This is a genomic window from uncultured Caulobacter sp. (assembly GCF_937900395.1).
GTDB lineage: Bacteria > Pseudomonadota > Alphaproteobacteria > Caulobacterales > Caulobacteraceae > Caulobacter.
The window spans coordinates 1-24,614 of sequence record NZ_CALCDX010000093.1 but is presented as its reverse complement, the minus strand read 5'-3'; the positions used below and the strand labels follow the sequence as shown (position 1 = coordinate 24,614).

Genomic DNA, 24,614 nt, shown 5'->3' with positions numbered 1-24,614 from the left:
CACTGTCACCTCAAAATTAGAATTCTTTCGGCCCTATGCGCTGAAGCCGTTGCATTTCGCCTTGGGAGTGCTCTTTCCGGCGGGCACGCTCGGCCACCGTCATGCATTGCGTCTGCGGCATGTTGGAGCCGATGGCCTTTTCACGTCGGCATATTAGACGACTATCTTCACGCGCCTGTGTCAAAACCGTGTTCACGATCTCCTGGTCGTTGATCACTTGAGTTCGGGCCGATTCAGGCATGGGGGCGCCATCGGGGTAGCGCTCGCTGGCCAGCCGCAGGCGGCCCAACGTCTCACGGACGCGGCTGCGCTCCTCCGCGCCAAGCTCCGCATACGTCTTGCCGTCATTGAGCTCGGCCTCGATCTTCTGGATCTGCGCCAGCAGCGGCTTGCCCGGCTGGAACACGTCCTCCTTGGCACCTGCCGACCACGCACTCGACGACACGGCCAGCCCCAGAAGGAGGGCAGGCAACAGCAACGGATGCTTCATGACAAACGTATCCCTGTTTGATGTGAACGCCGACTGTATGCGCAGGCCTTCACGCCAGCAAGTGCCGCCTGGCGGAGGAAGGCTCGCTCAACGCCCGGATTGGGGGTTCAAGTTGTAGGTCCGCTGGTCGTTCAGCAGCGCCTTGCCCTTCTCTTCGATCCGGCGGCGCTCGATCTCGCCGATGACGCGACGCAGTGGCTCGGGCTGAAGGTGCTCGCCGTGTCCGGCGGCGGCCCCGGCGATGCTCGAGCCCGAAGCGAAGCCCGCGGCCGTGCCGACGAGCGTGCCGGTGGCGCCGCCCAGCATCGGCAGGCCCGGCGTCAGGTCGCTCACGGTGCAGTGGTCGGTGTCGGCGATGTGGCGCTGCAGCCAGGCCAGGTCGTGGATGTGCGAGCCCACCGAGGTGACCACCCAGAACCGGTTCTCGGCCAGGCGTGCGACCGTCAGGTCGGCCTCGACCACGTTGACGCCCATCTCGCTCAGCATGGCGAGGGTGTCTTCGATGGCGTCGGGGCTGACTTCCTCGGACGGCAGCACCTTGTTCAGCTCGTCCATCGTGACGTAGCCGCGGGCTTTCGCCTGCTTGATGAACTTCTTGACGCCGGCGTCGGTCAGGTCGAGCAGCGGACCATCACCGCCGGTGGTTTCCGGGGCTTCCGTCTCGGCCGAGGAATTGGTGCTCATCAAGCTCTCCGCAATCGACGTCGCCTCGATCCTGCAAGACGCGCGCCGAAAAATTCGTTTCGAAAAGGCTTGCCGGCCTCGTCCGCGCTCTTGTTCAGCGCTTACCCAGGGATCACGTTCCCGTCAGGTCGCCATCCTGCGCTCGCCGCCACGTGAGAACGCTCCGCGAGAGACCCGTCGGAGACACAAGGCGATAAGCGCGGTCTGGCGCATCTCCCGAAGGGATCAGCGACCGCTGGGGACTTGGGGCGGCGGCGAGGGTGACATCCTGTTTCGATAAGGGCGCGCGCTCCGGCGGCCCGAGCGATGTCAATCAGCTGCGTGGCAAATCCTTGAGTCGGCATGTGGCCGTGGGTGACGCCAGTGTCAAGATGGGACGACGCCCGGACCGCAAAGATTTGCAGCGCCAAGCCGGGTCTCCTTGGCGCCATTCACGGGTCAGGCGACGCGAACCGGCAACCTGGCCTCGACACCTCCCGGCAGGAAGATCAGTTCCGGCTTGCCGCCGAGGTCGCCCGCCACACCCCGCTCGAGGAGCCGCGCGCCGAAGCCGCGATGGGTCGGGGCGCTGACCTCGGGCCCGCCCCGCTCGCGCCAGCGGACCACGGCGTGCCGGTCATCCTCCAGCGCCCACTCGACGCTGACCCGGCCGCCGGGCGAGGACAGAGCGCCGTACTTGGCCGCGTTGGTGCCCAGCTCGTGAGCCGCGAGCGCCAGGGCCAGGGCCGCGCCGGGCTCCACGCGCAGGGAGGGCCCGCTGATCGTGATGCGGTCGGGGTCGCGATCGTCCGAGAACGGCTTCAGGGCCTCGCGCAGGATGTCGTCGATGACCGCGCCCGACCAGTTTTCGCTGGTCAGCACATTATGAGCCGCCGACATCGCCATCAGCCGCTCGACGAACTGGTCGCGGGCCCGCGGCGCCACGTCGTCCGCGCGCAGGGTCTGGCGAGCGATCGACTGGATCGAGGACAGGGTGTTCTTGACCCGGTGGTTCAGCTCGTTGATCAGCAGCTGCTGGTGGGCCTGGGCCGTCTTGATCTCGGTGAGGTCCATGGCCATGCCGACATAGCCCAGGAAGGCGCCGCTGGCGTCGATGCGCGGCTTGGCGTTGACCAGCATCCAACGCCAGCCCTCGGGGTGGCGGCGGAACCGCGCCTCGAAGCTGTAGGGATCGGGGCCTCTGCGCGCCGCCTCGCGCCGCACCAGAATCTCGGCCACGTCGTCGGGATGGATCAAGGCGATCCAGGCGTGGCCCATCAGGGCGCCGCGCTCGACATTGGCCAGCTCGGCGAAGGCGGCGTTGACGAACTCGACCTCGCCGGAGGGCTCCGTCATCCAGATCGGCGCGGGCGCGGCGTCGGCCAGGGTGCGAAACAGCGCCTCGCTCTCGCGCAGCTTGTCGGCGGCGGCCTTCTGCTCGGTGATGTCGGTGTGGACGCCCACCCACTCGCGGATCTCGCCGGTCTCTTCGAACAGGGGGACGGCGCGGATGCGGCAATCACGCCAGACGCCGTCGTGACGCCGCACCCGGTGCTCGAACTCGAACGCGCGCTTTTCGGCCACCGCCTGCAGCCAGGCCTTCAGCGTGGGCTGGATATCGTCGGGATGCACGGCCTTGGTCCAGCCAAAGCCCTCGTATTCCTCGCGCGTCTGGCCGGTCAGCGCCGCCCAGCCCGGCTGCTCGCCTTCCATCTGGCCGCGCGCGTTGTTGGTCCAGAGCACGCCCTGGACCGCCTCGATCGCCGCCCGGAAGCGCGCCTCGCTGGCGACCACGCGCGTCACCGCCTCCGTGGTCAGGGTGGACTGCAGTCTTTCGAGGTCCGACAAGCTGGTCTCGCAGTGGCTTCCGGCGCGTGGCCAAGAGATCGGCGGTCCGCCCCTGGCGCGCCACGCCAGCACACAACTCCCGCGCTCGAAAGGCAACCGCGAAGGTTGAAGCCGCTTAACTCTAATGGAGGACCTGGGCCACCAGGCTGGGGTCGGTCCAGCCGCCGCTGTCGATCAGCCGCTTGACCGCGTCGCGCTCGGTCTTCAGCCGCAGCAGGGTCTGGAAGTCGCTCTCGTCGGCCAGATCGGCCTTGGCGTCATCCACCGCCCGCTCCAGCGCCGTCAGCCGCAGCAGCAGGTCGAAGGCCTGCGACCACAGCCCCCGGATCGCGTCCTCCGGGCTCTGGGCGGCGCTTTGGGCCGCGTCCAGCGCCTTCACATGCGCCGCCGAGCGCTCCAGCGCCGCCAGGGTCGCGTCGTCATAGCCGGCCGAAGCCAGCCGCCCGCGCACCATGTTCGCCTCGACGTGGTCGGCGTCCATGCGCAGGTTCACCAGCTCCTGGGCGATGGCGTCCAGGCGCTGGTCGCCGAAGCCCTGGTTCATCAGCACCTCGATCCGGTCGTCGACGACCTTGGGATCGCGGATCGCGGCGATCAGCAAGGCGGCCGAGAACGGGCGCGGCGCCTGCTGCAGGGCGGCGGCGGCCTGACGCCCCTCGGCGGTGGAGCCTTCCAGTCGCCCCTTGCCGCCGCGCCGGGGCGTATTGTCCCAGCGCTGGCGCGACAGGGCCCGCCCCGCGTCGCTGGCGTCGGCCTTGACCCGGCGCGCGGCGCGCATCTCGTCCAGGCGGTCGAGCAGCTCTTCCTTGTAGGCGTGGGCCAGGTCCTTGTCGGCGATGGTGGCCGCCAGGGTGCGCAGGCGGACCTTCAGGTTCGTGCGCTGCTCGGGCGTGTCGAAGGGCTCGAGGTCGCGCTCGCGCTCGAACAGGGCCTCGACGAACGGCTTGGTGTCGGACAGCTGCGCCTTCAGCGCGGCCGGCCCCTGCTCGCGCAGCACGTCGTCCGGATCCTTGCCGCCCACAGGCATCGAGAACAGGAACGAGCGGCCGGGCTTCAGCAGCGGCAGGGCGCGGTCGATGGCCCGGTCGGCGGCGCGGCGGCCGGCCTTGTCGCCGTCGAAGCACAGGGTGGGTGTCGGATGCAGGCGCCACAGCCCCTCCATCTGCTCCTCGGTCAGGGCCGTGCCCATGGCCGCCACCGCCGGAATCCCGGCGCGCTGGCAGGCGATGACGTCCATATAGCCCTCGACCACCACCATCGGCGGCTTCTCGCCCGCGCTCTGACCGGCGTGCAGGATCTTGCGGGCCTCGAACAGGCCGTACAGCACCCGGCCCTTGTGGAAGAGGCTGGTCTCGGGGCCGTTCAGGTACTTGGCGCGGGCGGCGGGATCCATGGCTCGGCCGCCGAACGAGACCACCTTCCCCCGGCTGTCGGTGATCGGGAAGATGATCCGGTCGCGGAAGCGGTCATAGGGCTGGCCGCCGTCCTCGGGCGAGATCAGCACCCCAGCGTCCACGAGGTCGCCTGGCTTGGCACCCTTGGCGATAAGATAGTCCTTCAGCCCCGTGCGGTTGTTGGGCGCGAAGCCGATGCGGAAGCGGCTCCACTCCTTCTCCGGCAGGCCGCGCTTTTCGAGATAGGCGCGGGCGGCCTGGCCGACCGGCCGGCGCAGCTCGCTCTCGAACCAGGCCGCCGCCAGCTCCATCCAGTCGCCCAGGGACGAGCGCTTCTGCTCCTCGCGCGCGGCGCGCGGATCGACCTCGGGCAGGCTCATGCCCGCCTCGGCCGCCAGCCGCTCGACGGCTTCCGCGAAGGTCAGCCGCTCGGTCTCCTGCAAGAAGCTGATGATGTCGCCGTGCTTGCCGCTGGAGAAGCAGTGGTAGAAGCCCTTCTCGTCGTTGACGAAGAACGACGGGCTCTTTTCCTTCGTGAACGGCGACAGCCCCGCATACTCGCGCCCCTGCCGCCGCAGCTTCACCGTCTTGCCGACGACGTCGGACGGGCGAAGGCGGGACTTCAGTTCTTCAAGGAAGCGGTCGTCGAAACGCATCTATGTTGGATGGCCTAAGAGGCGAGGAATATGCCTATGCGGCATAGTATCGGTCCATCCGAGATAACTCCAGAAACCTCCGATCAAGCTCCGCATTAGGAACAGCGCTTCCCGCCCGTCCGTTCTTTCCGGCGAGACGCGGTCCCGCACGAGGGACGCGCCCGCTTGTCCAGAACGCCAGGGAGAAGACCCATGCCGCAACGATGGAATGATCGCGAGGGCCGCTTCGACGTCGAGCCCGATTTCGACCAGGACCGGGGCTATGGCTACGACGCCAGCCGCCGCCGCGACCCGGCCTATGACAACAGCTATCGCAGCGAGGGCGGATACCGCACCGACGACGGCTATCGCACCGACAAGCGGCGGGGCGGCAGCCAGTTCCTGCGGGCGGCCCAGCAGGGCGGCGACTTCGGCTACGGCCGGATGAACTCCGGCGCGGACTATGGCGCGGGCGCCGCCGGCTATCGCCAGCCGGGCGACTGGGGCCGCGTCGGCGGCCATGACTTCGGCGGCGCGACCGGCGATTACGGCTCGAGCGGCTATTCCAGCCGCACCGCCGACTATGGCGACGAACGCTATTTCGAGCACCGCGACCAGCGCCGCGAACGCGACCACTATGACCGCGACGGCGCCTATGGAGACTACAATCCGTATCGCGCGTTCGGCGGCCGCGATCGCTCGCGGCCCCAGGAGGAGGAGCGCACCTGGTTCGACCGGGCCCGCGACGAGGTCTCTTCCTGGATGGGCGATCGCGACGCATCGCAGCGCCGCCAAGCGGATGGCGAGCACCGCGGGCGCGGACCCAAGGGCTACCGCCGCTCGGACGAGCGCATCCGCGAGGATGTCAGCGACCGCCTGACCGACGACGCCTGGCTGGACGCCCAGGGCGTCGAGGTGACGGTCCAGGATTCCGAGGTCACGCTCACCGGCACGGTCCGCTCGCGGGAGGACAAGAAGCGCGCCGAGGCCATCGCCGAAACGGTGTCGGGCGTCGACCACGTGCAGAACAACCTGCGCGTCGATCGCGGGACGGGAATGACGTCGACGGCGACCACCGTGCCGACGTCGTCCGACCCGCTGGGCTGATCAAAGATTCTCCCCCGCGATGCGGGGGAGGTGGCCCAGAGGGCCGGAGGGGGCTAACTCGGCCTGCCTCCAGCTCGCCCCCTCAGTCGCCGAGTTTATCCTCGGGCGCGCGCTTCGCGCGCCCCGGGGGCGACAGCTCCCCCGCATCGCGGGGGAGCATCGTTTTGATTACGCATCCGCAGCTTCGTTTCACGCCCGGAACGTTAGCCCATAATCCGCATGCGGAGGCCAACTTGGCCTCGACAAGAGGTTATTAACGCCACAAACATCCCGGCTTCTCGTCGCGGGAGCACGCCCGCGCGCCGCATTGGGGTGTTTCGTGAAAGCGCTGTTCTTCTCCGTCTCCGTCCTGTCCCTGGCCGCGACCGCCGCCCTGGCCCAGGTCCCCAGCCCGATCGGGTCGCAGCCGTGGCCGGAGTCGGCCGCGCCGACCGCGCCCATCGCCGCGCCGCAGGACATCCCCTATGCCGGCACGCTGAAGCTGACCGTCGACGCCACCGACCTGGACCGCAAGATCTGGAACGTCACCACGACCATTCCGGTCAGCAAGGCCGGCGACTTCGTTTTCCTGTACCCTCAGTGGGTCCCGGGCGGCCACTCGCCGCGCAACGACCTCGACAAGCTGGCCGGCCTGGTGGTCACCGCCAATGGCAAGCGCATCCCTTGGACGCGCGACGTTGTCAGCGTCCACGCCTTCCACGTCGACGTGCCGGCGGGCGTCAGCGAGATCCAGGTCAGCTACCAGTTCCTGACCGCCGTCGAGGGCAAGGTCGGCCGCATCGAGGTCACGCCTGAGATGCTGAACCTGCAGTGGCTGCAGGTGACGATGTACCCCGCCGGCTACTACACCCGCCGCATCCCGATCGAGGCCAGCGTCAAGCTGCCGGAGGGCTGGAAGCTGGCCACGGCGCTGGAAACCGCCAAGGTCGACGGTCAGGTCACCACGTTCAAGCCGACCACGGTCGAGACCCTGGTCGATAGCCCGATCTTCGCCGGCAAGTATTTCAAGTCGATCGACCTCGACCCCACCGGCCCCGCGCCCGTGCGCCTGAACATGGTCGCCGACAGCCCCGAGCTGCTGGAGGCCAAGCCCGAGCATATCCAGATCCACAAGGACCTCGTGCAGCAGGCCTACAAGCTGTACGGCTCGCACCACTACGACCACTACGACTTCCTGGTCGCCCTGTCGGACAAGATCGGCGGCATCGGCCTGGAGCACCACCGCTCGTCGGAAAACCGCGTCACGCCGAAGTACTTCACCGAGTGGGACAAGAGCTTCGTCGGCCGCGACCTGCTGAGCCACGAATACACCCACTCGTGGAACGGCAAGTTCCGGCGCGCCGCCGACCTGTGGACCCCCAACCTGAACGTGCCGATGCGCGACAGCATGATGTGGGTCTATGAGGGCCAGACCCAGTACTGGGGCAACGTCCTGGCCGCCCGCTCGGGGCTTCTGACCAAGCAGCAGGCGCTGGACTCGATCGCCGCCACCGCCGCGACCTACGACAATCGCCGCGGCCGCGACTGGCGTCCCGTGCAGGACACCACCAACGACCCGATCATCGCCAACCGCAAGCCGCTGTCGTGGCTATCGTGGCAGCGCAGCGAGGACTACTACTCGGAAGGCCTGCTGGTCTGGCTCGACGCCGACACCCTGATCCGCGAGAAGACCGGCGGCAAGAAGTCGCTGGACGACTTCGCCAAGGCCTTCTTCGGCGTCGACAACGGCTCGTACGTGCCGCGCACCTATACGTTCGATGACGTGGTCAGCACGCTGAACGGCGTGGTCGCCCATGACTGGGCCAGCTTCCTGAAGACCCGCATCCAGGAGGTGCAGGAAAAGGGCCCGCTGGATGGCCTGGAGCGCGGCGGCTACAAGCTGGTCTACACCGCCACGCCGACCGAGTTCATGAAGACGGCTGAGAGCCGCTCCAAGAGCACGGGCCTCAGCTACTCGCTGGGCCTGTCGGTCGGCTCGGACGGCGTGATCAGCGACGTCCAGTGGGGCGGTCCGGCGTTCAAGGCCGGCCTGACCCAGGGCCTCACGGTCGTGGCGGTCAACGGCGAGGCCTTCGACGGCGACAAGTTGAAGGCCGCGGTCACCGCCGCCATGAAGCCCGAGAACCCGCTGGTCGAGCTGCTGCTCAAGGACGGTTCGCGCTACAAGAGCGTCAAGATCGACTACCGCGGCGGCCTGCGCTACCCGCGCCTGGAGAAGATCGCCGGCGTTCCCGCGCGCCTCGACGACATCCTGACGCCGCGCAAGTAAGCTGCGAGCGCTTCGCAACCTGCGACGAAATGGAGAAGGGCGGGAAGCCGGCGATTATGCCATTTTCCCGCCTGTTCATTCCCTCTGAACGCGTACAAAAGGGCCCGCCACCCCCTCTCCCACCGGCGGGCCCTTTTTCGCATCTGGCCTCCCCGACAATCGGCGATCTTGGCGCTTGGCGTCGCGAAGGGCTATCTGTGGGTCCTGATGGACCAAGACCCCGCCATGACGGACACGCCGGAGCTTCAGCGCGTCACCACCCAATATGTGATCAACGAGGATCGCATCCGCCTGTCCGGCGAGACGGCCAAGGGCGACACGGTGGTCCTTTGGCTGACCCAGCGCATGTTGGGCATCCTGATCCCCCGCCTCGTCGGCTGGCTGGAGCAGCAAGGCGGCGACGCGCTGCTGCAGGAGTTCGCCCAGCAGGCCGCGGAGGCCGCGCTCGGCGCCGAACCGCCCGTCGCGCCGCAGACCAGCGGCGGTTGCGTGACCAGTATCGACATCGCGACGGGACCGGACGGCGTGGTCCTGGTCTTCAAGCCCGAGGGCGACGCACGGGGCGCAAGCCTGGCCCTGACGACCGACGCCCTGCGGCAATGGCTGGCCATCGTCCGCTCGCAGTATGTGATCGGCGAATGGCCGACGGCGGTCTGGCCCGCCTGGATGGACGAGACCCAGCTGGCCCCGCCGCCGGCCGGGGGCTTTGCGCTGCACTAGCCGCACGGATCATGAGACCGGTACCATTTCCGGCTTGAGTGGTCAGACAACTGCCCCCATAGTGCCGCGCGAAGGCGGCCCGAGAGCCGCCGCGCCATTCGCGTAGCCCCGGGGAAACGTTCAGATGACCACCGCCATCACCCGCCGCCTGTTCGGCGCGAGCCTCGCCGCTCTTTCCGCCGCCGCCCTGCCGGCCCTGGCCCAGACCGCCGCAGCCGCGCCCAAGACCTCGGGCGGCAAGCCGCTGTACAAGGATCCGACCCAGCCGATCGACGCCCGCGTCCAGGACCTGCTCTCGCGCATGACGCTGGAGGAGAAGGCCGCCCAGCTGATCGGCATCTGGCTGACCAAGAACAAGATCCAGACCCCAGAAGGCGAGTTCTCGCCCGAGCAGGCCAGCAAGAACTTCCCCCATGGCCTGGGCCAGATCTCGCGTCCTTCCGATCGCAAGGGCGCCAAGCCTGTATCGGTGATCGGCGCGGCGGCTGGCGCCGACGACGGGGCGATCAATCGCAACGCCAAGGAAACCGCCCGCTACACCAACGCCGCCCAGAAGTGGGCGGTCGAGAAGACGCGGTTGGGCATCCCGATGCTGATGCACGACGAGGCCCTGCACGGCTATGTCGCCCGCGATGCGACCAGCTTCCCGCAGGCCATCGCCCTGGCCTCGACCTTCAACACCGAGCTGACCGAGAAGATCTTCGCCGTCGCCGCCCGCGAGATGCGCGCCCGGGGGTCGAACCTCGCCCTCGCGCCCGTCGTCGACGTGGCCCGCGACCCGCGCTGGGGCCGCATCGAGGAGACCTATGGCGAAGACCCGCACGTCTGCGCCGAGATCGGCCTGGCCGCCATCCGCGGCTTCCAGGGGACGACCCTGCCGCTGGCCAAGGACAAGGTCTTCGTCACCCTCAAGCACATGACCGGCCACGGCCAGCCCGAGAACGGCACCAATGTCGGCCCGGCCCAGATCTCCGAGCGCGTCCTGCGCGAGAACTTCTTCCCGCCGTTCGAACGCGCGGTGAAGGAACTGCCGGTCCGCGCGGTCATGCCCTCGTACAACGAGATCGACGGCGTGCCCTCGCATGGCAGCCGCTGGCTGCTGACCAAGATCCTGCGCGAGGAATGGGGCTACAAGGGCTCGGTCCAGAGCGACTACTTCGCCATCAAGGAGATGATCAGCCGTCACAAGCTGACCAACGACCTGGGCGAAACCGCCGTCCGCGCCCTGCACGCGGGCGTGGATGTCGAGCTGCCCGACGGCGAGGCCTACGCCCTGATCCCCGAGCTGGTGAAGGCCGGCCGCATTCCGCAGTTCGAGGTCGACGCCGCCGTGGCGCGCGTCCTGACCATGAAGTTCGAGGGCGGCCTGTTCGAGAACCCCTATTGCGACGAGAAGACCGCCGACGCCAAGACGGCGACGCCGGACGCGATCGCCCTGGCCCGCGAGGCCGCCCGCAAGGCCGTCGTCCTCCTGAAGAACGACAAGGGCGTGCTGCCGCTGGACGGCAAGAAGATCAAGCGCCTGGCCCTGCTGGGCACGCACGCCAAGGACACGCCGATCGGCGGCTATTCGGACGTGCCGCGCCACGTGGTGTCGATCTATGAGGGCCTGACCGCCGAGGCCAAGGCCCAGGGCTTCGCCCTCGACTACGCCGAGGCCGTGCGCATCACCGAGCAGCGCATCTGGGCGCAGGACCAGGTCAACTTCACCGACCCGGCCGTCAACGCCAAGCTGATCGCCGAAGCCGTCGAGGTCGCCAAGAAGGCCGACGTCGTCGTCATGGTGCTGGGCGATAACGAGCAGACCAGCCGCGAGGCCTGGGCCGACAACCACCTGGGCGACCGCGAGAGCCTGGACCTGGTCGGCCAGCAGAACGACCTGGCCAAGGCGATCTTCGACCTCGGCAAGCCGACCGTGGTGTTCCTGCTGAACGGTCGCCCGCTGTCGATCAACCTGCTGGCCGAGCGCGCCGACGCCATCATCGAGGGCTGGTACCTGGGCCAGGAGACCGGCAACGCCGCCGCCGACGTGCTGTTCGGCCGCGCCAATCCGGGCGGCAAGCTGCCGGTCAGCATCGCCCGCAACGTCGGCCAGCTGCCGATCTACTACAACCGCAAGCCCACGGCCCGCCGCGGCTATCTGGGCGGCGACGTGACCCCGCTCTATCCGTTCGGTTTCGGCCTGTCGTACACGACCTTCGACATCTCGGCGCCGCGCCTGGCCAAGGCCAAGATCGGCCAGGGCGAGAGCGTCAAGGTCGATATCGACGTGACCAACACCGGCAAGGTGGCCGGCGACGAGGTGGTCCAGCTCTACGTCCACGACGAGGCCGCCTCGGTGACCCGTCCGGTGCTGGAACTGAAGCACTTCAAGCGCGTCACCCTAGCCCCCGGCGCCAAGACCACGGTGACCTTCGAGATCAAGCCGTCGGACCTGTGGTTCTGGAACCTCGACATGCAGCGGGTCGTCGAGCCCGGCGACTTCTCGATCCTGGTCGGCCCCAACTCGGTGGACCTGAAGAAGGCCACGCTGACGGTGGCTTAACCTAACTCCGATTTCCCCGGCGAATGCCGGGGCCCAGATCGAACCCACGGACAGGCCAAGCGTGCAGGGTCTGTGGCGGGCCAGCCCCAAAGGCTCCGGATGAATCTGGGCCCCGGCATTCGCCGGGGAGGTCGGTGGATTTGATCCTCCTTAAGTAACAATCTAAAGCCAAGTTTGATCGCGGCGGGGTTCAGTCGCGGCGCGTAAGGGCCCATATCGCGGCCATGTCCGCCCCAGAAAGCGCCCAAAATCCCCGCGCCCAGATCCGCGCCGACGCCGCCCCGTTCACGGACGAAGAGATCGACCTGCTCGTCGAGACCTTCTACGCGCGCATCCGTCGCCATCACCGCCTGGGCCCGATCTTCGAGACCGCGATCGGCGAGGACGGCTGGCCCCAGCACCTGGCGACGCTGAAGGACTTCTGGTCGTCGGTGCTGAACACCAGCGGCCGCTACAAGGGCCAGCCGATGGTCGTCCACCAGCACGTCGAGGGCCTCACCGAGGGCCTGTTCACGCCGTGGCTGGGCCTCTTCCACCAGACCTGCGCCGACCTGTTCGACGCCCCGCGCGCCGCCGTGATCGGCCAGAAGGCCGAGCGGATCGCCAAGAGCCTGAAGCTGGGCCTGTTCTTCAAGCCGGACGCGGTGGCGTGAGCGCGCGTGAGGCGCTGGCCGCCGACGGCTTTGCCCGCTTCGAGGGCCCCGAGACCCTGGCGCTGCTCGGCGCCGAGGCCGCGGCCGGCTGGAAGGCGTTCGCCGATAGCTGGAACGACCTGCCGCTGGACGGCTTCATGGCCGACGGCGGCCGCTATCGCCGGCGCCGGTTCGCGGCCTTCGCGGTCTCGCCCGAAGCCGTCGTCCGCAAGCCGCATCAGCCGCACTGGCAGAGCCGCGACTACAACCCGCTGAACGGCGGCGTTCAGCGCTGGTTCGAGCCGGTGACCGAGGCGATCGCCGACCATCCCGTGACCCGGGGCGTGATCGCGGCGGGGCTTGGCCTCTTCCAGCCGCTGACGGTCGATCCGCCAGAAGCCTGGCACGTCGAGCTGCATCAGTTCCGCATCGAGGCTCGCACCGGCATGGCCGGCCTGCCGACGCCGGAGGGCGCGCACCGCGATGGCGTCGACTGGGTGATGGTCATGCTGGTCGACCGGCGCAACGTCGATAGCGGGGTCACCGACATCTATGCGCCGGACGGGACGAGCCTGGGCTCGTTCACCCTGACCGCGCCGGGCGACATGGTCTGCGTCGACGACCACCGGGTGCTGCACGGCGTCACCGCGATCCGCCCGCTGGATCCGGCCCTGCCCGCGATCCGCGACGTGCTGGTCGCCACCTTCCGGCGTCCGGACGAACGGGACGCACAAGCTTCACTGTAACGACGCGGCGACATTCCGACATCTCCTCGACACCCAGGCGGTGGAAAAGCGATCAATCAGGCGCGGGGGCCACCTTCGCGCTTGATATTGCAATTCGTTCTCAAGTAAGGACGAGCCTCCATCGCCAAGGTTCCTCGAACGCCCGTGAAGTCCGCCGCCGACCAGCACCGCCGCTCCTTCTGGCTGAAGCAGTTGCACCAGTGGCACTGGATCAGCGCGGCCGTGTCCCTGATCGGCATGCTGGCCTTCGCGATCACCGGCATCACCCTGAACCACGCCGGCCAGATCGAGGCCCAGCCCAAGGTGGTCAGCCGCAAGGCGACCCTGCCGCCCGAGCTGATGGCCGTGCTGGCCAAGGGTCCGGAAGAGGGTAAGCGCCCCCTGCCCGCCCCGCTGGAGCCCTTCCTCGACAAGGCCGTCGGCGCCGACGTCGCCGGCCGCGAGGGCGAGTGGTCGCCGGAAGAGGTCTATGTCGCCCTGGCCCGTCCGGGCGGCGACGCCTGGCTGTCGATCGACCGCGAGACCGGCGCGATCGAGCACGAGAAAACGACGCGCGGCGTCGTCTCCCTGCTCAACGACCTGCACAAGGGTCGCAATTCCGGCAAGGCCTGGAGCTGGTTCATCGACATCTTCGCCGCGGCCTGCGTGATCTTCACGGTCACCGGCCTGATCCTGCTGCAGTTCCACGCCCGCGCGCGCCCCCTAACCTGGCCGCTGGTGGGTCTTGGCCTGGCCGCGCCGGTCATGCTCGTCATCCTGTTCGTCCACCTTTGAGGCAGACACCGTGAAGTCCAAGCTTTCCCTGCTCACCTTCGCCGGCGCCGCTGTCGCCGGCGCCCCGGCCCTGGCCGCCGACCTCAATGTCACGGTCGAGATCCCGCGCCTGTCGGTCGCCGAGTACCACAAGCCCTATGTCGCCATCTGGATCGAGAACCCGGCCGACGCCAGCGCGGCCGGCACCCTCGCCGTCTGGTATGACGCCGACAACCGGGAAGACCACGGCGCCAAGTGGCTGAAGGACATGCGCCAGTGGTGGCGCAAGGCCGGCCGCGAGATGAGCTTCCCCGCCGACGGCGTCAGCGGCGCCACGCGCGCGCCGGGCCCGCAGAAGCTGGTCTTCGCCGGCTCCAAGGGCGCCCTCAAGGCCCTTAAGCCCGGCCAGTACAACCTGGTCGTCGAGGCGGCCCGCGAGGTCGGCGGCCATGAAGCCGTCCGTGTCCCGTTCACCTGGGGCAAGCCCGGCAAGCCGGCTTCGGCCAAGGGCTCGGCCGAGCTGGGCGCCGTCACCGTTTCCGTGAAGTGAGAAAAGCCATGACCTTCAAGAAGCGCCTTCTCGCCGTCGCCGCTGTGGGCGTCGCCCTGGCCCTGCCGATGTCGGCCTCGGCCCACCGGGGCTGGCTGCTGCCGGCCTTCACCACCCTGTCGGGCGACAACGCCTGGGTGACGGTCGACGCGGCCATCTCCAACGAGCTGTTCTATCCCGACCACCGGGCGATGCGCCCCGACGGCGTCCAGGTCCTGGGCCCGGACGGCGCGGCCGACAAGATCCAGAACGCCTCGACCGGCCAGTACCGCTCGACCTTCGACGTCCAGCTCTCCAAGCCGGGCACCTACAAGATCTTCACCGCCAGCAACTCGGTCATGGCCAGCTGGACCGAGAATGGCGAGGTCAAGCGCTTCCGGGGTTCGGCCGACGACTTCGCCAAGCAGGTACCGGCCGGCGCCGCCGACCTGAAGACCATCAAGATGGCCAGCCGCAACGAGACCTTCGTCACCCGCGACAAGCCCTCGACCGGCGCCCTGGCCCCGACCGGCAAGGGCCTGGAGCTGGTCCCGGTGACCAACCCGACCGATGTCGTCGCCACCGAGCCGGCGACCTTCAAATTCGTGCTGGACGGCAAGCCGGCCGCCGACCTGGAGGTCACCTTCATCCCCGGCGGCGCCCGCTGGCGCGCTGCGCCGGGCGAGATCAAGGTCAAGACCGGCGCCGACGGCGCGGTGAAGTTCACCCTGCCGGAAGCTGGCATGTACTGGGTCAACGCCACGGTCCGCTCCGGCGAGACCGGCCGCGGCCCCGGCGGCCCGGGCATGGGCGGTCCGGGCGGCGGCATGGGTGGTCCGGGCGGTGCTCCGGGCGGCGCGCCGCAAGGCCCCGCCACGCCGCTGGCCGGCAATGGCGTGAGCGCCAGCTACACCGCCGTGATCGAAGCCCAGCGGCCTTAACCCGCAACAGCCGTGTCATCCCGGGCGGCGTAGCCGACCCGGGACCCAGGGGCCAAGCCCGGTGCGGTCGCCCCTGGGTCCCGGCTCTCCGCTTCGCTGCGGCCGGGATGACACGGCTTTTTCTGTTTCTGAAAAGCCATGCCCCGCGTCCTCGTTCCCGCCCTGACCACGCCCCCCGCCCGCCCGGTCGGCGGAAGCGTGCGCGCGTTCGGCGGAGCGACCATGGGCACGACCTGGTCGGCCAAGGCGGTGCTGCCGGCGACGGTCGACCTGCCCGTCCTCGAGGCCATGGTCCAGCGAGCGCTCAACGCCGTGGTCGCGCAGATGAGCCCGTGGGAGCCGCTATCGGACCTCTCGCGCTACAACCGCGCCCCGGCCGGAAGCTGGGTGCGGCTGCCCGAGGCGACCCTGACCGTGCTGCGCCGCGCGATCGAGGTGGCCGAGGCGAGCAACGGCGCCTTCGACCCGACCCTGGGCGCCCTGACTGATCTGTGGGGCTTCGGCCCCCGCCCCTTCTCCGGCGCGCCGCCCGAGCGCGACGCCGTGGCCGCCCTGCGCGAGGCCGGCGGCTGGAAGCGCCTGACGCTGGATGGCGACGCCCTGTTCCAGCCGGGCGGCCTGCGCCTCGACCTGAACGGTATCGCCAAGGGCTTCGGCGTCGACCAGGCGGCCGCCGCGCTCGATCGCGCCGGGGTGAAGAGCTACCTCGTCGAGGTCGGCGGCGAACTGCGCGGGACCGGCGCCAAGCCCGACGGCCAGCCGTGGTGGGTCGAGCTGGAGCGCCCCCCCAGCGCCAATGACGCCGAGAAGACCGTCGTCGCCCTGCACGACCTCGCCGTCGCCACCTCCGGCGACTACCGCCGCTTTTTCGACCACGAGGGCCGGCGCTACGCTCACACCCTGGATCCCGCCACCGGCGCGCCCGTCACGCAGGCGACCGTCAGCGTCACGGTGCTGACGAAGGACTGCATGAGCGCCGACGCCTGGGCCACGGCCCTGACCGTCATGGCGCCCGACGCGGCCCTGGCCTTCGCCGCCCGCCACGATCTCGCCGCCTTGATCGTCAGCCGCGCCGCGTCCGGCGGGCTGGAGGAGCGGCTGTCGCCGGCCTTGAGGGCCATGCTGGACTGATGCCCGACCTTTCCGCCTTTTCGCCCGAGGTCCGCCGCCTGATCGAGGCGAGCGCCGTCGCGGGCCTCTACGCCCTGTTCTGCGGCGGGATCGCCCTGCGCGAGGCCCTCCGTCGCCGCGCCGCGCGCCAGGCTGCCGAGGCGCTGTCGCAAGGCGCCGGCGAGCCTGTGCTGGTCGCCTACGCCAGCCAGACCGGCTTCGCCGAGGAATTGGCGACCGCCACGGCCAAGGCCCTGTCCGACGCCGGCGCGCCCGTGACCCTGCGCGAGCTGTCGGCCGTCACCGCCGCCGACCTCGCCGGCCGCGCCCTGTTCGTCGTCAGCACCACCGGCGAAGGCGACGCCCCCGACAGCGCCCGCGCCTTCATCCGCGACGTGATGAAGGACGGCGCCGACCTTTCCGCCCTGCGCTACGGCGTCCTGGCTTTGGGCGACTCCACCTACGCCCACTACTGCGCGTTCGGCCGGACACTGGACGCCTGGCTGGCCCATGCCGGCGCGCAAGCCCTGTTCGACCGCGTGGAAGTCGACGACGGCGATCCGGCCGCCCTGCGCCATTGGCAGGGTAAGCTGTCGATCCTGACTGGAGTCACCGACGCGCCGGACTGGAGCCGCCCGGCCTATGGCCGCTGGATCCTGGCCGAGCGCGAGCATCTCAATCCCGGCAGCCCCGGCGGCGAGGCCTGGCGCGTCCGCCTGACGCCGCCCGCCCCTTCCGTAAACGACGGCGCGACTTGGGCTGCCGGCGACATCCTGGAAATCGGCCCGCGCAATGACCCGGCGCTGCCGCATCGGGAATATTCGATCGCCTCTCTGCCCGCCGATGGCGGGGTCGAGCTGATCGTTCGCCTGACGGTCCGCGCCGAGGGCCGCCCCGGCCTCGGTTCCGGCTGGCTGTGCCGCAATGCCGCGATCGGCGGGGCGATCGACGCCCGCGTCCGGACGAACAAGAGCTTCCACGCGCCTGACGCGACCCGACCGCTGATCCTGGTTGGCTCGGGGACGGGCCTGGCCGGCCTGCGCGCCCACCTCAAGGCCCGCGTCGCCGTCGGCGCGCGTCGCAACTGGCTGGTGTTCGGCGAGCGCACCGCCGCCCACGACTACTTCCTGCGGGACGAGATCGAGGGCTGGGTCGCTTCCGGCGCGCTGGAGCGCCTGGACCTAGCTTTCTCCCGCGACCAGGCCGAGCGGGTTTATGTCCAGCACCGCCTGCGGGCGGCGGCGGACACCCTGCGTCAGTGGGTGGCCGACGGCGCGGCGATCTATGTCTGCGGTTCGCTGGAAGGCATGTCGCGCGACGTGCATCTGACGCTGCTGGACGTGTTGGGCGCGGAAACCGTGGAGCGGCTGGTCGACGAGGGCCGCTATCGGCGCGACGTGTACTGAGCGCCCCCTCCGTCACGATGCTACGCATCGCGCCACCTCCCCCGCTTTGCGTGGGAGGAGGAACTTCACCCTCCTCGCCCGTGGAACGGGGGAGGTGGATCGTCGCGAACCTGCGAGACGGAGGGGGCGCTCAGCGGCGCGATAAAGCCTCAAATTCCTCCGGCGTGTTCGCCCCGCGCAGCCGCGCCAACGCGCCTTCCGGAACCGGCAGCGCCGCCAGCCCGGCCCGCTCGACCAGTCGCCGCAGCGGCCAACCGGCCTCGGCGTCAACGGGCAGCGCCGCCGCCTCGACCACCATCGGCACGGGCAAGCCTTCGTAGAAGCCGCCGTTCGCCAGCAGGGGCGCCAAGTCCTCAAGCGTCACGGTCGGCGCGTCGACCGCCAGCACCAGCAGCCGCGCTGTCCCGAGCGCCTTCGCCCCCGCCAATACGCCGCCGACCGGTCCGGCGCCGGCCTCGTCGTCCGGAACCCAGGGGAGGCCAAGATCCGCCCCGGCCGTCACCAGCGCCTCCGCGCCCGCCGCCCGCGCCAGGTCCGCCACCCTATCCACCGCTCGGCGGCCATCCCAGGTGAGAAGCGCCTTGTCGCGCCCCATTCGTCGGGAGCCGCCGCCACAGAGGATGATCGCGCCGAGGGAGGTCATGAACCTTGCCTATCTGCTCCGGAGACGGGCGAGAAGACCTTCGACCTTCGCCGTCTTCCAAGCTGCGCCCAAACCGGTCTAGTGTCCCGCCCGCATAGGGATAGACCAAGAATGAGCCAACCGCCCGAGCGCCAGCGTCGTCGCACGACCCAGAGCGCCACCATCCGTGATGTCGCCGCCCGCGCGGGCGTCTCGCCGATGACCGTTTCCCGCGTCATCAACCGCGAGAGCACCGTCAAGGAAGAGACGCGGGCGCTCGTCGAGAAGGCCATCGCCGAGCTCAACTATGCGCCCAATCCCGCCGCTCGCAGCCTGGCCGGCAGCGCGCCCTTCCGGATCGGTCTGCTCTACGACAACCCGTCGACCGGCTATCTGTCGGAATTCCTGGTCGGCGCCCTGGACGAAAGCAGCCGCACCGGCTCCCAGATCGTCATCGAGAAGTGCGCCGAGCCGGAGCTGGCCGGCGCCACCCTGGCTCGACTGCTGAAGACCGGCGTCGACGGCCTGATCCTGCCGCCGCCGCTGTGCGAGTCCCCGCAGGTCCTGGCCGAGGTCAAGGCCGCCGGCGCCGCCGCCGTGGCCGTCGCGCCGGGCATGGCCAGCGCCGACATGGCCACGATCCGCATCGACAACGAGGCCGCCGCCCTGGAGCTGACCCAGCACCTGCTGGGCCTGGGCCACAAGCGCTTCGGCTTCATCAAGGGCCACCCGAACCAGACCGTGAGCCAGCAACGGCTGGACGGCTTCCTGTCGGCCCTGAAGGCGGCCGGGATCCCGCAGGAGGACATCCGGGTCGAGCAGGGCTATTTCACCTATCGCTCGGGCCTTGAGGCGGCCGAGCGTCTGCTGGCCGCCGAGCCGCGCCCCACCGCCATCTTCGCGGCCAACGACGACATGGCCGCGGCCGCCGCCGGCGTCGCCCATCGCCTTGGCCTCGACGTGCCGGGCGACGTCTCGATCGTCGGCTTCGACGACACCTCGATCGCCGACAACATCTGGCCGCCCCTGACCACCGTCCACCAGCCGATCGCCGCCATGGCCCGCGCGGCCGTGGACCTGGTGCTGGAGGAAATCCGCCGCCACCGCGACGGCGGCGGCGAACCCCGCCAGCTGATGCATCCCCACACCCTGATCGTGCGGGACTCCAGCGGACCGGTGGCGGAATAATCACCCTCTCCCAACGGGAGAGGGCGGGGCCCGCGCCAAAGGCGTGGGAGGGTGAGGGACGCTAACACCGAAAATCCAGATTTCTTAACTTGAAAACAAAACAGGAACACCTTTCGCTGATGGCATGAGCCGCATCAACCGTGCCCGCCGTCTCCGCCGAGAGCAAACCCGCCCTGAAGCTGTCCTCTGGGAGCTGGTACGCGGCCGTCGCCTCTCTGGCTTCAAATTCCGCCGCCAAGTCCCGATCGACCGCTACATCGCCGACTTCGCGTGCATGGAGGCGAGGGTGATCGTCGAGCTGGACGGCGGCGCGCACGATGACGAGGAAACCCAAATCCGGGACCTTGAAAGAACCGCGGTTCTGGAGTCTTGCGGCTACCTGGTGATCCGCTTTTCGAACGAGGCCGTGCTTAATGATCCGGGTGGCGCGGGCGATGCGATCGTTACGACACTTCGGATCGCGAGGCCTTAGTCCCTCACCCTCCCACGCCTCCGGCGCGGGCCCCGCCCTCTCCCCTTGGGAGTGGGATTTTATAAGTGGTCTGACAACGCGCTTGCAGCCGCCACATGTTAGCGCTACCAAGCTTTCGACCAACGAGCGCCGCCGACGGTTTCGGCGCATTCAGACGCTCGACAACGGGGAGACGACGCCGTGGGCGTAAGCGAATTCCTTCCGGATGATTGGAAAAACGCGACCCTGCTGGGCCGCATCGACTTCGGCGAAGGCCCGACGCCCGTGCTGGTGCGCGGCGGTCGCGTCGAGGACATGTCCAAGGTCGCGCCGACCGTCGCCGACCTGATGAACGCCTTCGGTCCCGGCGCGGCGATCCCGCGCGGCGAGGACAAGGGGCCCCTCGAAAATCTCGACATCCGCCCCGTCTGGGAAGACCCCGACGGCGCCGCGCCGGTGAAGCTGCTGGCCCCGGTCGACCTGCAGTGCCTGAAGGCCGCCGGCGTGACCTTCGCCGTCTCGACCCTGGAGCGGGTGATCGAAGAGCGCGCGCGCGGCGACGCGGCCAAGGCCCTGGAAATCCGTCAGCAGCTGTCCGACCGCATGGGCGGCGACCTGAAGAGCGTCGAGCCCGGCTCGGAAGGCGCCGCGCGCCTGAAGGCCGCCCTGATGGCCGACGGCCTGTGGTCGCAGTACCTGGAAGTCGCGATCGGCCCCGACGCCGAGATCTTCACCAAGGGCCCGACGCTCTCGTCGATGGGCTGGGGCGACCATGTCGGCGTCCGCTACGACAGCCACTGGAACAACCCCGAGCCGGAAGTCGTGCTGCTGTGCGACGGTTCGGGCCAGATCCGCGGCGCCTCGCTGGGCAACGACGTCAACCTGCGCGACTTCGAAGGCCGCTCGGCCCTGCTGCTCAGCAAGGCCAAGGACAACAACGCCAGCTGCGCCATCGGTCCGTTCTTCCGCCTGTTCGACGACACCTTCGCCCTGGACGACGTCCGTTCGGCCGAGGTCGAGCTGAAGATCACCGGCCGCGACAACTTCGTGCTCGACGGCAAGTCGAACATGAGCCTGATCAGCCGCGACCCCGCCGTGCTGGCCGGCCAGGCCTATGGCAAGCAGCACCAGTACCCGGACGGCTTTGCTTTGTTCCTGGGCACCATGTTCGCGCCGATCCAGGACCGCGACACCCCTGGCCAGGGCTTCACCCACAAGGTCGGCGACCGCGTCCGCGTCTCGACCCCCAAGCTGGGCGTGCTCGAGAACGAGGTCACCACCTGCGACAAGGCCAAGCCGTGGACGTTCGGCATCTCGGCCCTGATCCGCAACCTGGCCGGCCGCGGCCTGCTCTAACTATTTGTTTTGACGCATTTTCTTCACGCGAACCGGTACCCACTTCGCTCGAAAATGCTTGGAGAGACACCGCGATGACCGACACCCTGCGCCACTATATCGGCGGCGAACGCGTCGCCGCCGACGCTCCGGCCGAGAGCCTGAACCCGTCCAACACCAACGACGTCGTCGCCAAGGTCCCGATGGGCGGCCAGGCCGAGGTCGACGCCGCCGTCGACGCGGCCAAGAAGGCGTTCCCGAGCTGGTCGGAAGCCTCGCCGGAAGTCCGCTCGGATCTCCTGGACAAGGTCGGCTCGACGATCATCGCCCGCAGCGCCGACATCGGCCGCCTGCTGGCCCGCGAAGAGGGCAAGACGGTCGCCGAGGGCGTCGGCGAGACCGTCCGCGCCGGCCGGATCTTCAAGTACTTCGCCGGCGAGGCCCTGCGCCGTCACGGCCAGAACCTGGAAAGCACCCGTCCGGGCGTCGAGGTCCAGACCTACCGCCAGGCGGTCGGCGTCTACGGCCTGATCACCCCCTGGAACTTCCCGATCGCCATCCCGGCCTGGAAGGCGGCCCCGGCGCTCGCCTTCGGCAACACCGTGGTGATCAAGCCGGCCGGCCCGACCCCAGCCACCGCCAACGTGCTGGCCGACATCATGCAGGAATGCGGCGCCCCGGCCGGCGTGTTCAACATGCTGTTCGGCCGCGGCTCGATGGGCGACGCCCTGATCAAGCACAAGGACGTCGACGGCGTCTCGTTCACCGGCTCGCAAGGCGTGGGCGCGCAGGTCGCCGCCGCCGCCGTGGCCCGTCAGGCCCGCGTGCAGCTGGAGATGGGCGGCAAGAACCCGCTGATCATCCTGGACGACGCCGACCTGGAGCGGGCCGTCGCCATCGCCCTGGACGGTTCGTTCTACGCCACCGGCCAGCGCTGCACCGCCAGCTCGCGCCTGATCGTTCAGGACGGAATCCACGACAAGTTCGTGGCCCTGCTGGCCGAGAAGGTCGCCGCCCTGCGCGTGGGCGACGCCCTCGACCCGAACACGCAGATCGGCCCGGCCGTCTCCGAAGACCAGATGGAGACCAGCTACAAGTACATCGACATCGCCAAGGGCGAAGGCGGTCGCCTGGTCACAGGCGGCGGTCGCCTGAAGCTCGACAATCCGGGCTGGTACGTGCAGCCGACCCTGATCGCCGACACGCAAGCCGGCATGCGGATCAACAACGAGGAGGTCTTCGGCCCCGTCGCCTCGACCATCCGGGTCAAGTCGTACGAAGAGGCCCTGGAGATCGCCAACGGCGTCGAGTTCGGCCTGTCGGCCGGCATCGCCACCACCTCGCTGAAGTACGCCCGCCACTTCCAGCGTCACGCCAAGGCCGGCATGACCATGGTCAACCTGGCCACGGCCGGGGTCGACTACCACGTGCCGTTCGGCGGCCGCAAAGGCAGCTCGTTCGGGCCGCGCGAGCAGGGCCGCTACGCGGTCGAGTTCTACACCACGGTCAAGACGGCCTACACCGCCGCCTGAGCCCAGAACGACATGATTCACACAGCCCATCAAGCCATGATGCACGCCCAAGAGCAGGCCTTTCTGGCGGCCCGCACCTTCACCCGCTTCCTGGACCGCCCGGTCCCGCTCGACTTGCTGCGCCAGGTCTGCGAACTGGCCCAATGGGGGCCGACCTCCATGAACACCCAGCCCGCGCGCTACGTCTTTGTGTGCAGCCCGGAGGCCAAGGCACGCCTGCGCAAGTGCCTGGCCCCCGGCAATGTCGACAAGGTCGATTCGGCCCCCGTGACGGTGATCGTCGCCCAGGACTTGCGCTTCTACGAGCACCTGCCGACGCAATTCCCCCACGCGCCACAGGCGGCCCAGGGCTTCGCCAACGACCCGGTGCTGAGCCAAAGCACAGCCCTGCGCAACAGCAGCCTGCAAGGGGCCTACCTGATCATGGCCGCGCGCCTGCTGGGCCTGGACTGCGGGCCCCTGAGCGGCTTCAACAGCGCCGCGCTGGACGAGGCGTTTTTCCCGGACAGCGCCTGCCACAGCAACTTCCTCATCAACCTGGGGTATGGCGACAGCGAGTCTTTGCGCCCCCGCGGCCCTCGGCTGCCGTTCGAAACCGTTTCAACCATTCTGTAAGAGGGATCCCATGCCATTCATCGAAGTCAAGATGCTCGAAGGTGTTCTGCCCGAACACAAGGTGGCCGAATTGATGGAAGCCCTCACCGACGCGGTCGTGCGCGTCGGAGGGGAAGGGTTCAGGCCCATGACACGCTGTGTTGTGCAAGAGGTGCGCAGCGGGTGGTGGGCCGCCGGCGGCAAGCCCCTGAGCACCGGCATGGCCCTGCAAAGTTTGAAGGCTGCGGCCCCGGCCCCGGTATCGACGCCAACGCCAACGCCGACGCCGACGCGCGGCTCATCCTGAAGCCGCCCTGAGCCTGGCCCACCAGGCTGCGGCGGTGCTCATCTGAGCACCGGCCCGCATCGGATCCCTCCCCAACGATCAAGCAGGTGTCTGCACCGGCTGGGGTGGTTGCGCGCCTCACATTCACAACAGGAGACAAAAACATGAACTCTTCCACCCGCCTCGCCAGCACCCTGGCACTCGGTCTGGCCGGCACACTGGCCTCACAGGCCCAGGCACAGACCTCACCGGCCTCAGGTGTCCAGCTTTACGGTCTCATCGATGCCGCCGTCGGCAGCGTCACCCCCTGCGGGGCCGCGGCATCGAACGTGTTGCCCACGCCGAGCTGGCCCTGAGCGGCATACAGCTCCAGCTTGGCGCGGGAGTCGGCGATGTCGAGATTGCGCATCGTCAACTGGCCGATCCGGTCTACCGGGCCGAAGGCGGCGTCCTCGACGCGCTCCATCGAGAGTTTGTCGGGGTGATAGCTGAAGTTCTGGCCACGCGTGTCGATGATCGTGTAGTCGTCGCCGCGGCGCAGGCGTTCGCGAAGGCGAACACCAACATCACGCCGGCGAAGCTGGGATTGACGGGCGTCGACGCGACCACGGCCGAGAAGGACAAGCTGATCGACTACGTCTACGGGTACGACTCGTACGACCGGAACAGCAACGGCAACACGACCGAGAAGCGCAGCTGGATCCTCGGCGACATCATCCACTCGGTGCCGCTGATCGTGAACTACGACAGCACCGGGACGAACTCGCTGATCATCGTGGGCTCGAACGACGGCATGCTGCACGCGTTCGACGATGCGA

23 protein-coding genes and 1 pseudogene are annotated in these 24,614 nt (G+C 69.0%); 18 read left to right on the top strand and 6 right to left on the bottom strand.

The window, feature by feature from the left end:
- Window positions 1-16 precede the first annotated feature (16 nt).
- From Q0379_RS08065 to dnaG, 4 genes and pseudogenes are all read right to left on the bottom strand, one after another.
- Complete coding sequence (locus tag Q0379_RS08065) at window positions 17-490, bottom strand: hypothetical protein (protein WP_299006818.1); 474 nt, start codon at window positions 488-490, stop codon at window positions 17-19.
- Window positions 491-577: 87 nt separating this feature from the next.
- Window positions 578-1,174 (bottom strand): RNA polymerase sigma factor region1.1 domain-containing protein, encoded by a 597-nt coding sequence (locus Q0379_RS08060; protein WP_299006815.1) that lies wholly within the window; start codon window positions 1,172-1,174, stop codon window positions 578-580.
- A gap of 438 nt (window positions 1,175-1,612) precedes the next feature.
- Window positions 1,613-2,965, bottom strand: a pseudogene (locus tag Q0379_RS08055) (PAS domain S-box protein); the annotation flags it as partial.
- Between the two features lie 157 nt (window positions 2,966-3,122).
- Complete coding sequence (gene dnaG / locus Q0379_RS08050; RefSeq protein ID WP_299006812.1) at window positions 3,123-5,051, bottom strand: DNA primase; 1,929 nt, start codon at window positions 5,049-5,051, stop codon at window positions 3,123-3,125.
- Window positions 5,052-5,243: 192 nt separating this feature from the next.
- Here dnaG and Q0379_RS08045 point away from each other — a divergent pair, with 192 nt between their 5' ends.
- The 11 genes from Q0379_RS08045 to Q0379_RS07995 all read left to right on the top strand — a co-directional run bounded on the left by Q0379_RS08045 (window position 5,244) and on the right by Q0379_RS07995 (window position 17,788).
- On the top strand, window positions 5,244-6,137 hold the full coding sequence (locus tag Q0379_RS08045; protein WP_299006809.1) for a BON domain-containing protein: 894 nt from the start codon (window positions 5,244-5,246) through the stop codon (window positions 6,135-6,137).
- Window positions 6,138-6,444: 307 nt separating this feature from the next.
- Window positions 6,445-8,406, top strand: coding sequence for a peptidase M61 (locus tag Q0379_RS08040; RefSeq protein WP_299006806.1), 1,962 nt, complete (start codon window positions 6,445-6,447; stop codon window positions 8,404-8,406).
- Between the two features lie 225 nt (window positions 8,407-8,631).
- Window positions 8,632-9,126 (top strand): hypothetical protein, encoded by a 495-nt coding sequence (locus Q0379_RS08035; RefSeq protein WP_299006803.1) that lies wholly within the window; start codon window positions 8,632-8,634, stop codon window positions 9,124-9,126.
- 124 nt (window positions 9,127-9,250) lie between these two features.
- Complete coding sequence (locus tag Q0379_RS08030) at window positions 9,251-11,671, top strand: glycoside hydrolase family 3 N-terminal domain-containing protein (RefSeq protein ID WP_299006801.1); 2,421 nt, start codon at window positions 9,251-9,253, stop codon at window positions 11,669-11,671.
- Window positions 11,672-11,895: 224 nt separating this feature from the next.
- A complete protein-coding gene (locus Q0379_RS08025; RefSeq protein ID WP_299006798.1) occupies window positions 11,896-12,324 on the top strand; it encodes a group III truncated hemoglobin in 429 nt (142 codons plus the stop codon).
- A complete protein-coding gene (locus tag Q0379_RS08020; RefSeq protein ID WP_299006796.1) occupies window positions 12,321-13,049 on the top strand; it encodes a 2OG-Fe dioxygenase family protein in 729 nt (242 codons plus the stop codon). The genes Q0379_RS08025 and Q0379_RS08020 overlap by 4 nt, the downstream gene beginning before the upstream one ends.
- Before the next feature lie 144 nt (window positions 13,050-13,193).
- Window positions 13,194-13,823 carry a PepSY-associated TM helix domain-containing protein gene (locus tag Q0379_RS08015; protein WP_299006794.1) on the top strand — a complete coding sequence of 210 codons (630 nt, stop codon included), beginning with the start codon at window positions 13,194-13,196 and terminating at the stop codon, window positions 13,821-13,823.
- 10 nt (window positions 13,824-13,833) lie between these two features.
- Window positions 13,834-14,352, top strand: coding sequence for a DUF2271 domain-containing protein (locus tag Q0379_RS08010; RefSeq protein WP_299006792.1), 519 nt, complete (start codon window positions 13,834-13,836; stop codon window positions 14,350-14,352).
- Window positions 14,349-15,272, top strand: a complete 924-nt coding sequence (locus Q0379_RS08005) for a DUF4198 domain-containing protein (RefSeq protein WP_299006789.1) — start codon at window positions 14,349-14,351, stop codon at window positions 15,270-15,272. Before Q0379_RS08010 ends, Q0379_RS08005 begins: the two co-directional genes overlap by 4 nt.
- A gap of 138 nt (window positions 15,273-15,410) precedes the next feature.
- A complete protein-coding gene (locus Q0379_RS08000) occupies window positions 15,411-16,403 on the top strand; it encodes an FAD:protein FMN transferase (RefSeq protein ID WP_299006787.1) in 993 nt (330 codons plus the stop codon).
- The gene (locus tag Q0379_RS07995) at window positions 16,403-17,788 is read left to right on the top strand and encodes a sulfite reductase subunit alpha (RefSeq protein WP_299006784.1); all 1,386 of its coding nucleotides are present in this window, start codon (window positions 16,403-16,405) and stop codon (window positions 17,786-17,788) included. Before Q0379_RS08000 ends, Q0379_RS07995 begins: the two co-directional genes overlap by 1 nt.
- A gap of 130 nt (window positions 17,789-17,918) precedes the next feature.
- On the opposite strand, the gene Q0379_RS07990 is transcribed toward Q0379_RS07995, so the two are convergent.
- The gene (locus Q0379_RS07990; RefSeq protein ID WP_299006782.1) at window positions 17,919-18,431 is read right to left on the bottom strand and encodes a molybdenum cofactor guanylyltransferase; all 513 of its coding nucleotides are present in this window, start codon (window positions 18,429-18,431) and stop codon (window positions 17,919-17,921) included.
- A 111-nt stretch (window positions 18,432-18,542) separates the two neighbouring features.
- On the opposite strand from Q0379_RS07990, the gene Q0379_RS07985 reads away from it, so the two are divergent.
- The 6 genes from Q0379_RS07985 to Q0379_RS07960 all read left to right on the top strand — a co-directional run bounded on the left by Q0379_RS07985 (window position 18,543) and on the right by Q0379_RS07960 (window position 23,817).
- Window positions 18,543-19,598, top strand: coding sequence for a LacI family DNA-binding transcriptional regulator (locus Q0379_RS07985; protein ID WP_299006780.1), 1,056 nt, complete (start codon window positions 18,543-18,545; stop codon window positions 19,596-19,598).
- Between the two features lie 124 nt (window positions 19,599-19,722).
- On the top strand, window positions 19,723-20,070 hold the full coding sequence (locus Q0379_RS07980) for a DUF559 domain-containing protein (RefSeq protein ID WP_299006778.1): 348 nt from the start codon (window positions 19,723-19,725) through the stop codon (window positions 20,068-20,070).
- A gap of 180 nt (window positions 20,071-20,250) precedes the next feature.
- A complete protein-coding gene (locus Q0379_RS07975) occupies window positions 20,251-21,405 on the top strand; it encodes a fumarylacetoacetate hydrolase family protein (RefSeq protein ID WP_299006775.1) in 1,155 nt (384 codons plus the stop codon).
- Between the two features lie 74 nt (window positions 21,406-21,479).
- Window positions 21,480-22,916 (top strand): aldehyde dehydrogenase family protein, encoded by a 1,437-nt coding sequence (locus tag Q0379_RS07970; RefSeq protein ID WP_299006773.1) that lies wholly within the window; start codon window positions 21,480-21,482, stop codon window positions 22,914-22,916.
- A 12-nt stretch (window positions 22,917-22,928) separates the two neighbouring features.
- Entirely contained in the window at window positions 22,929-23,531 is a 603-nt protein-coding gene (locus Q0379_RS07965) for a malonic semialdehyde reductase (protein ID WP_299006771.1), read from the top strand.
- Between the two features lie 10 nt (window positions 23,532-23,541).
- Window positions 23,542-23,817 (top strand): tautomerase family protein, encoded by a 276-nt coding sequence (locus Q0379_RS07960; protein WP_299006769.1) that lies wholly within the window; start codon window positions 23,542-23,544, stop codon window positions 23,815-23,817.
- A 247-nt stretch (window positions 23,818-24,064) separates the two neighbouring features.
- Here Q0379_RS07960 and Q0379_RS07955 read toward each other — a convergent pair whose 3' ends face one another.
- The gene (locus tag Q0379_RS07955) at window positions 24,065-24,262 is read right to left on the bottom strand and encodes a hypothetical protein (protein ID WP_299006767.1); all 198 of its coding nucleotides are present in this window, start codon (window positions 24,260-24,262) and stop codon (window positions 24,065-24,067) included.
- 15 nt (window positions 24,263-24,277) lie between these two features.
- Here Q0379_RS07955 and Q0379_RS07950 point away from each other — a divergent pair.
- Window positions 24,278-24,614, top strand: a 337-nt coding sequence (locus Q0379_RS07950) for a hypothetical protein (protein ID WP_299006764.1), incomplete at its 3' end; no start/stop codon positions are given.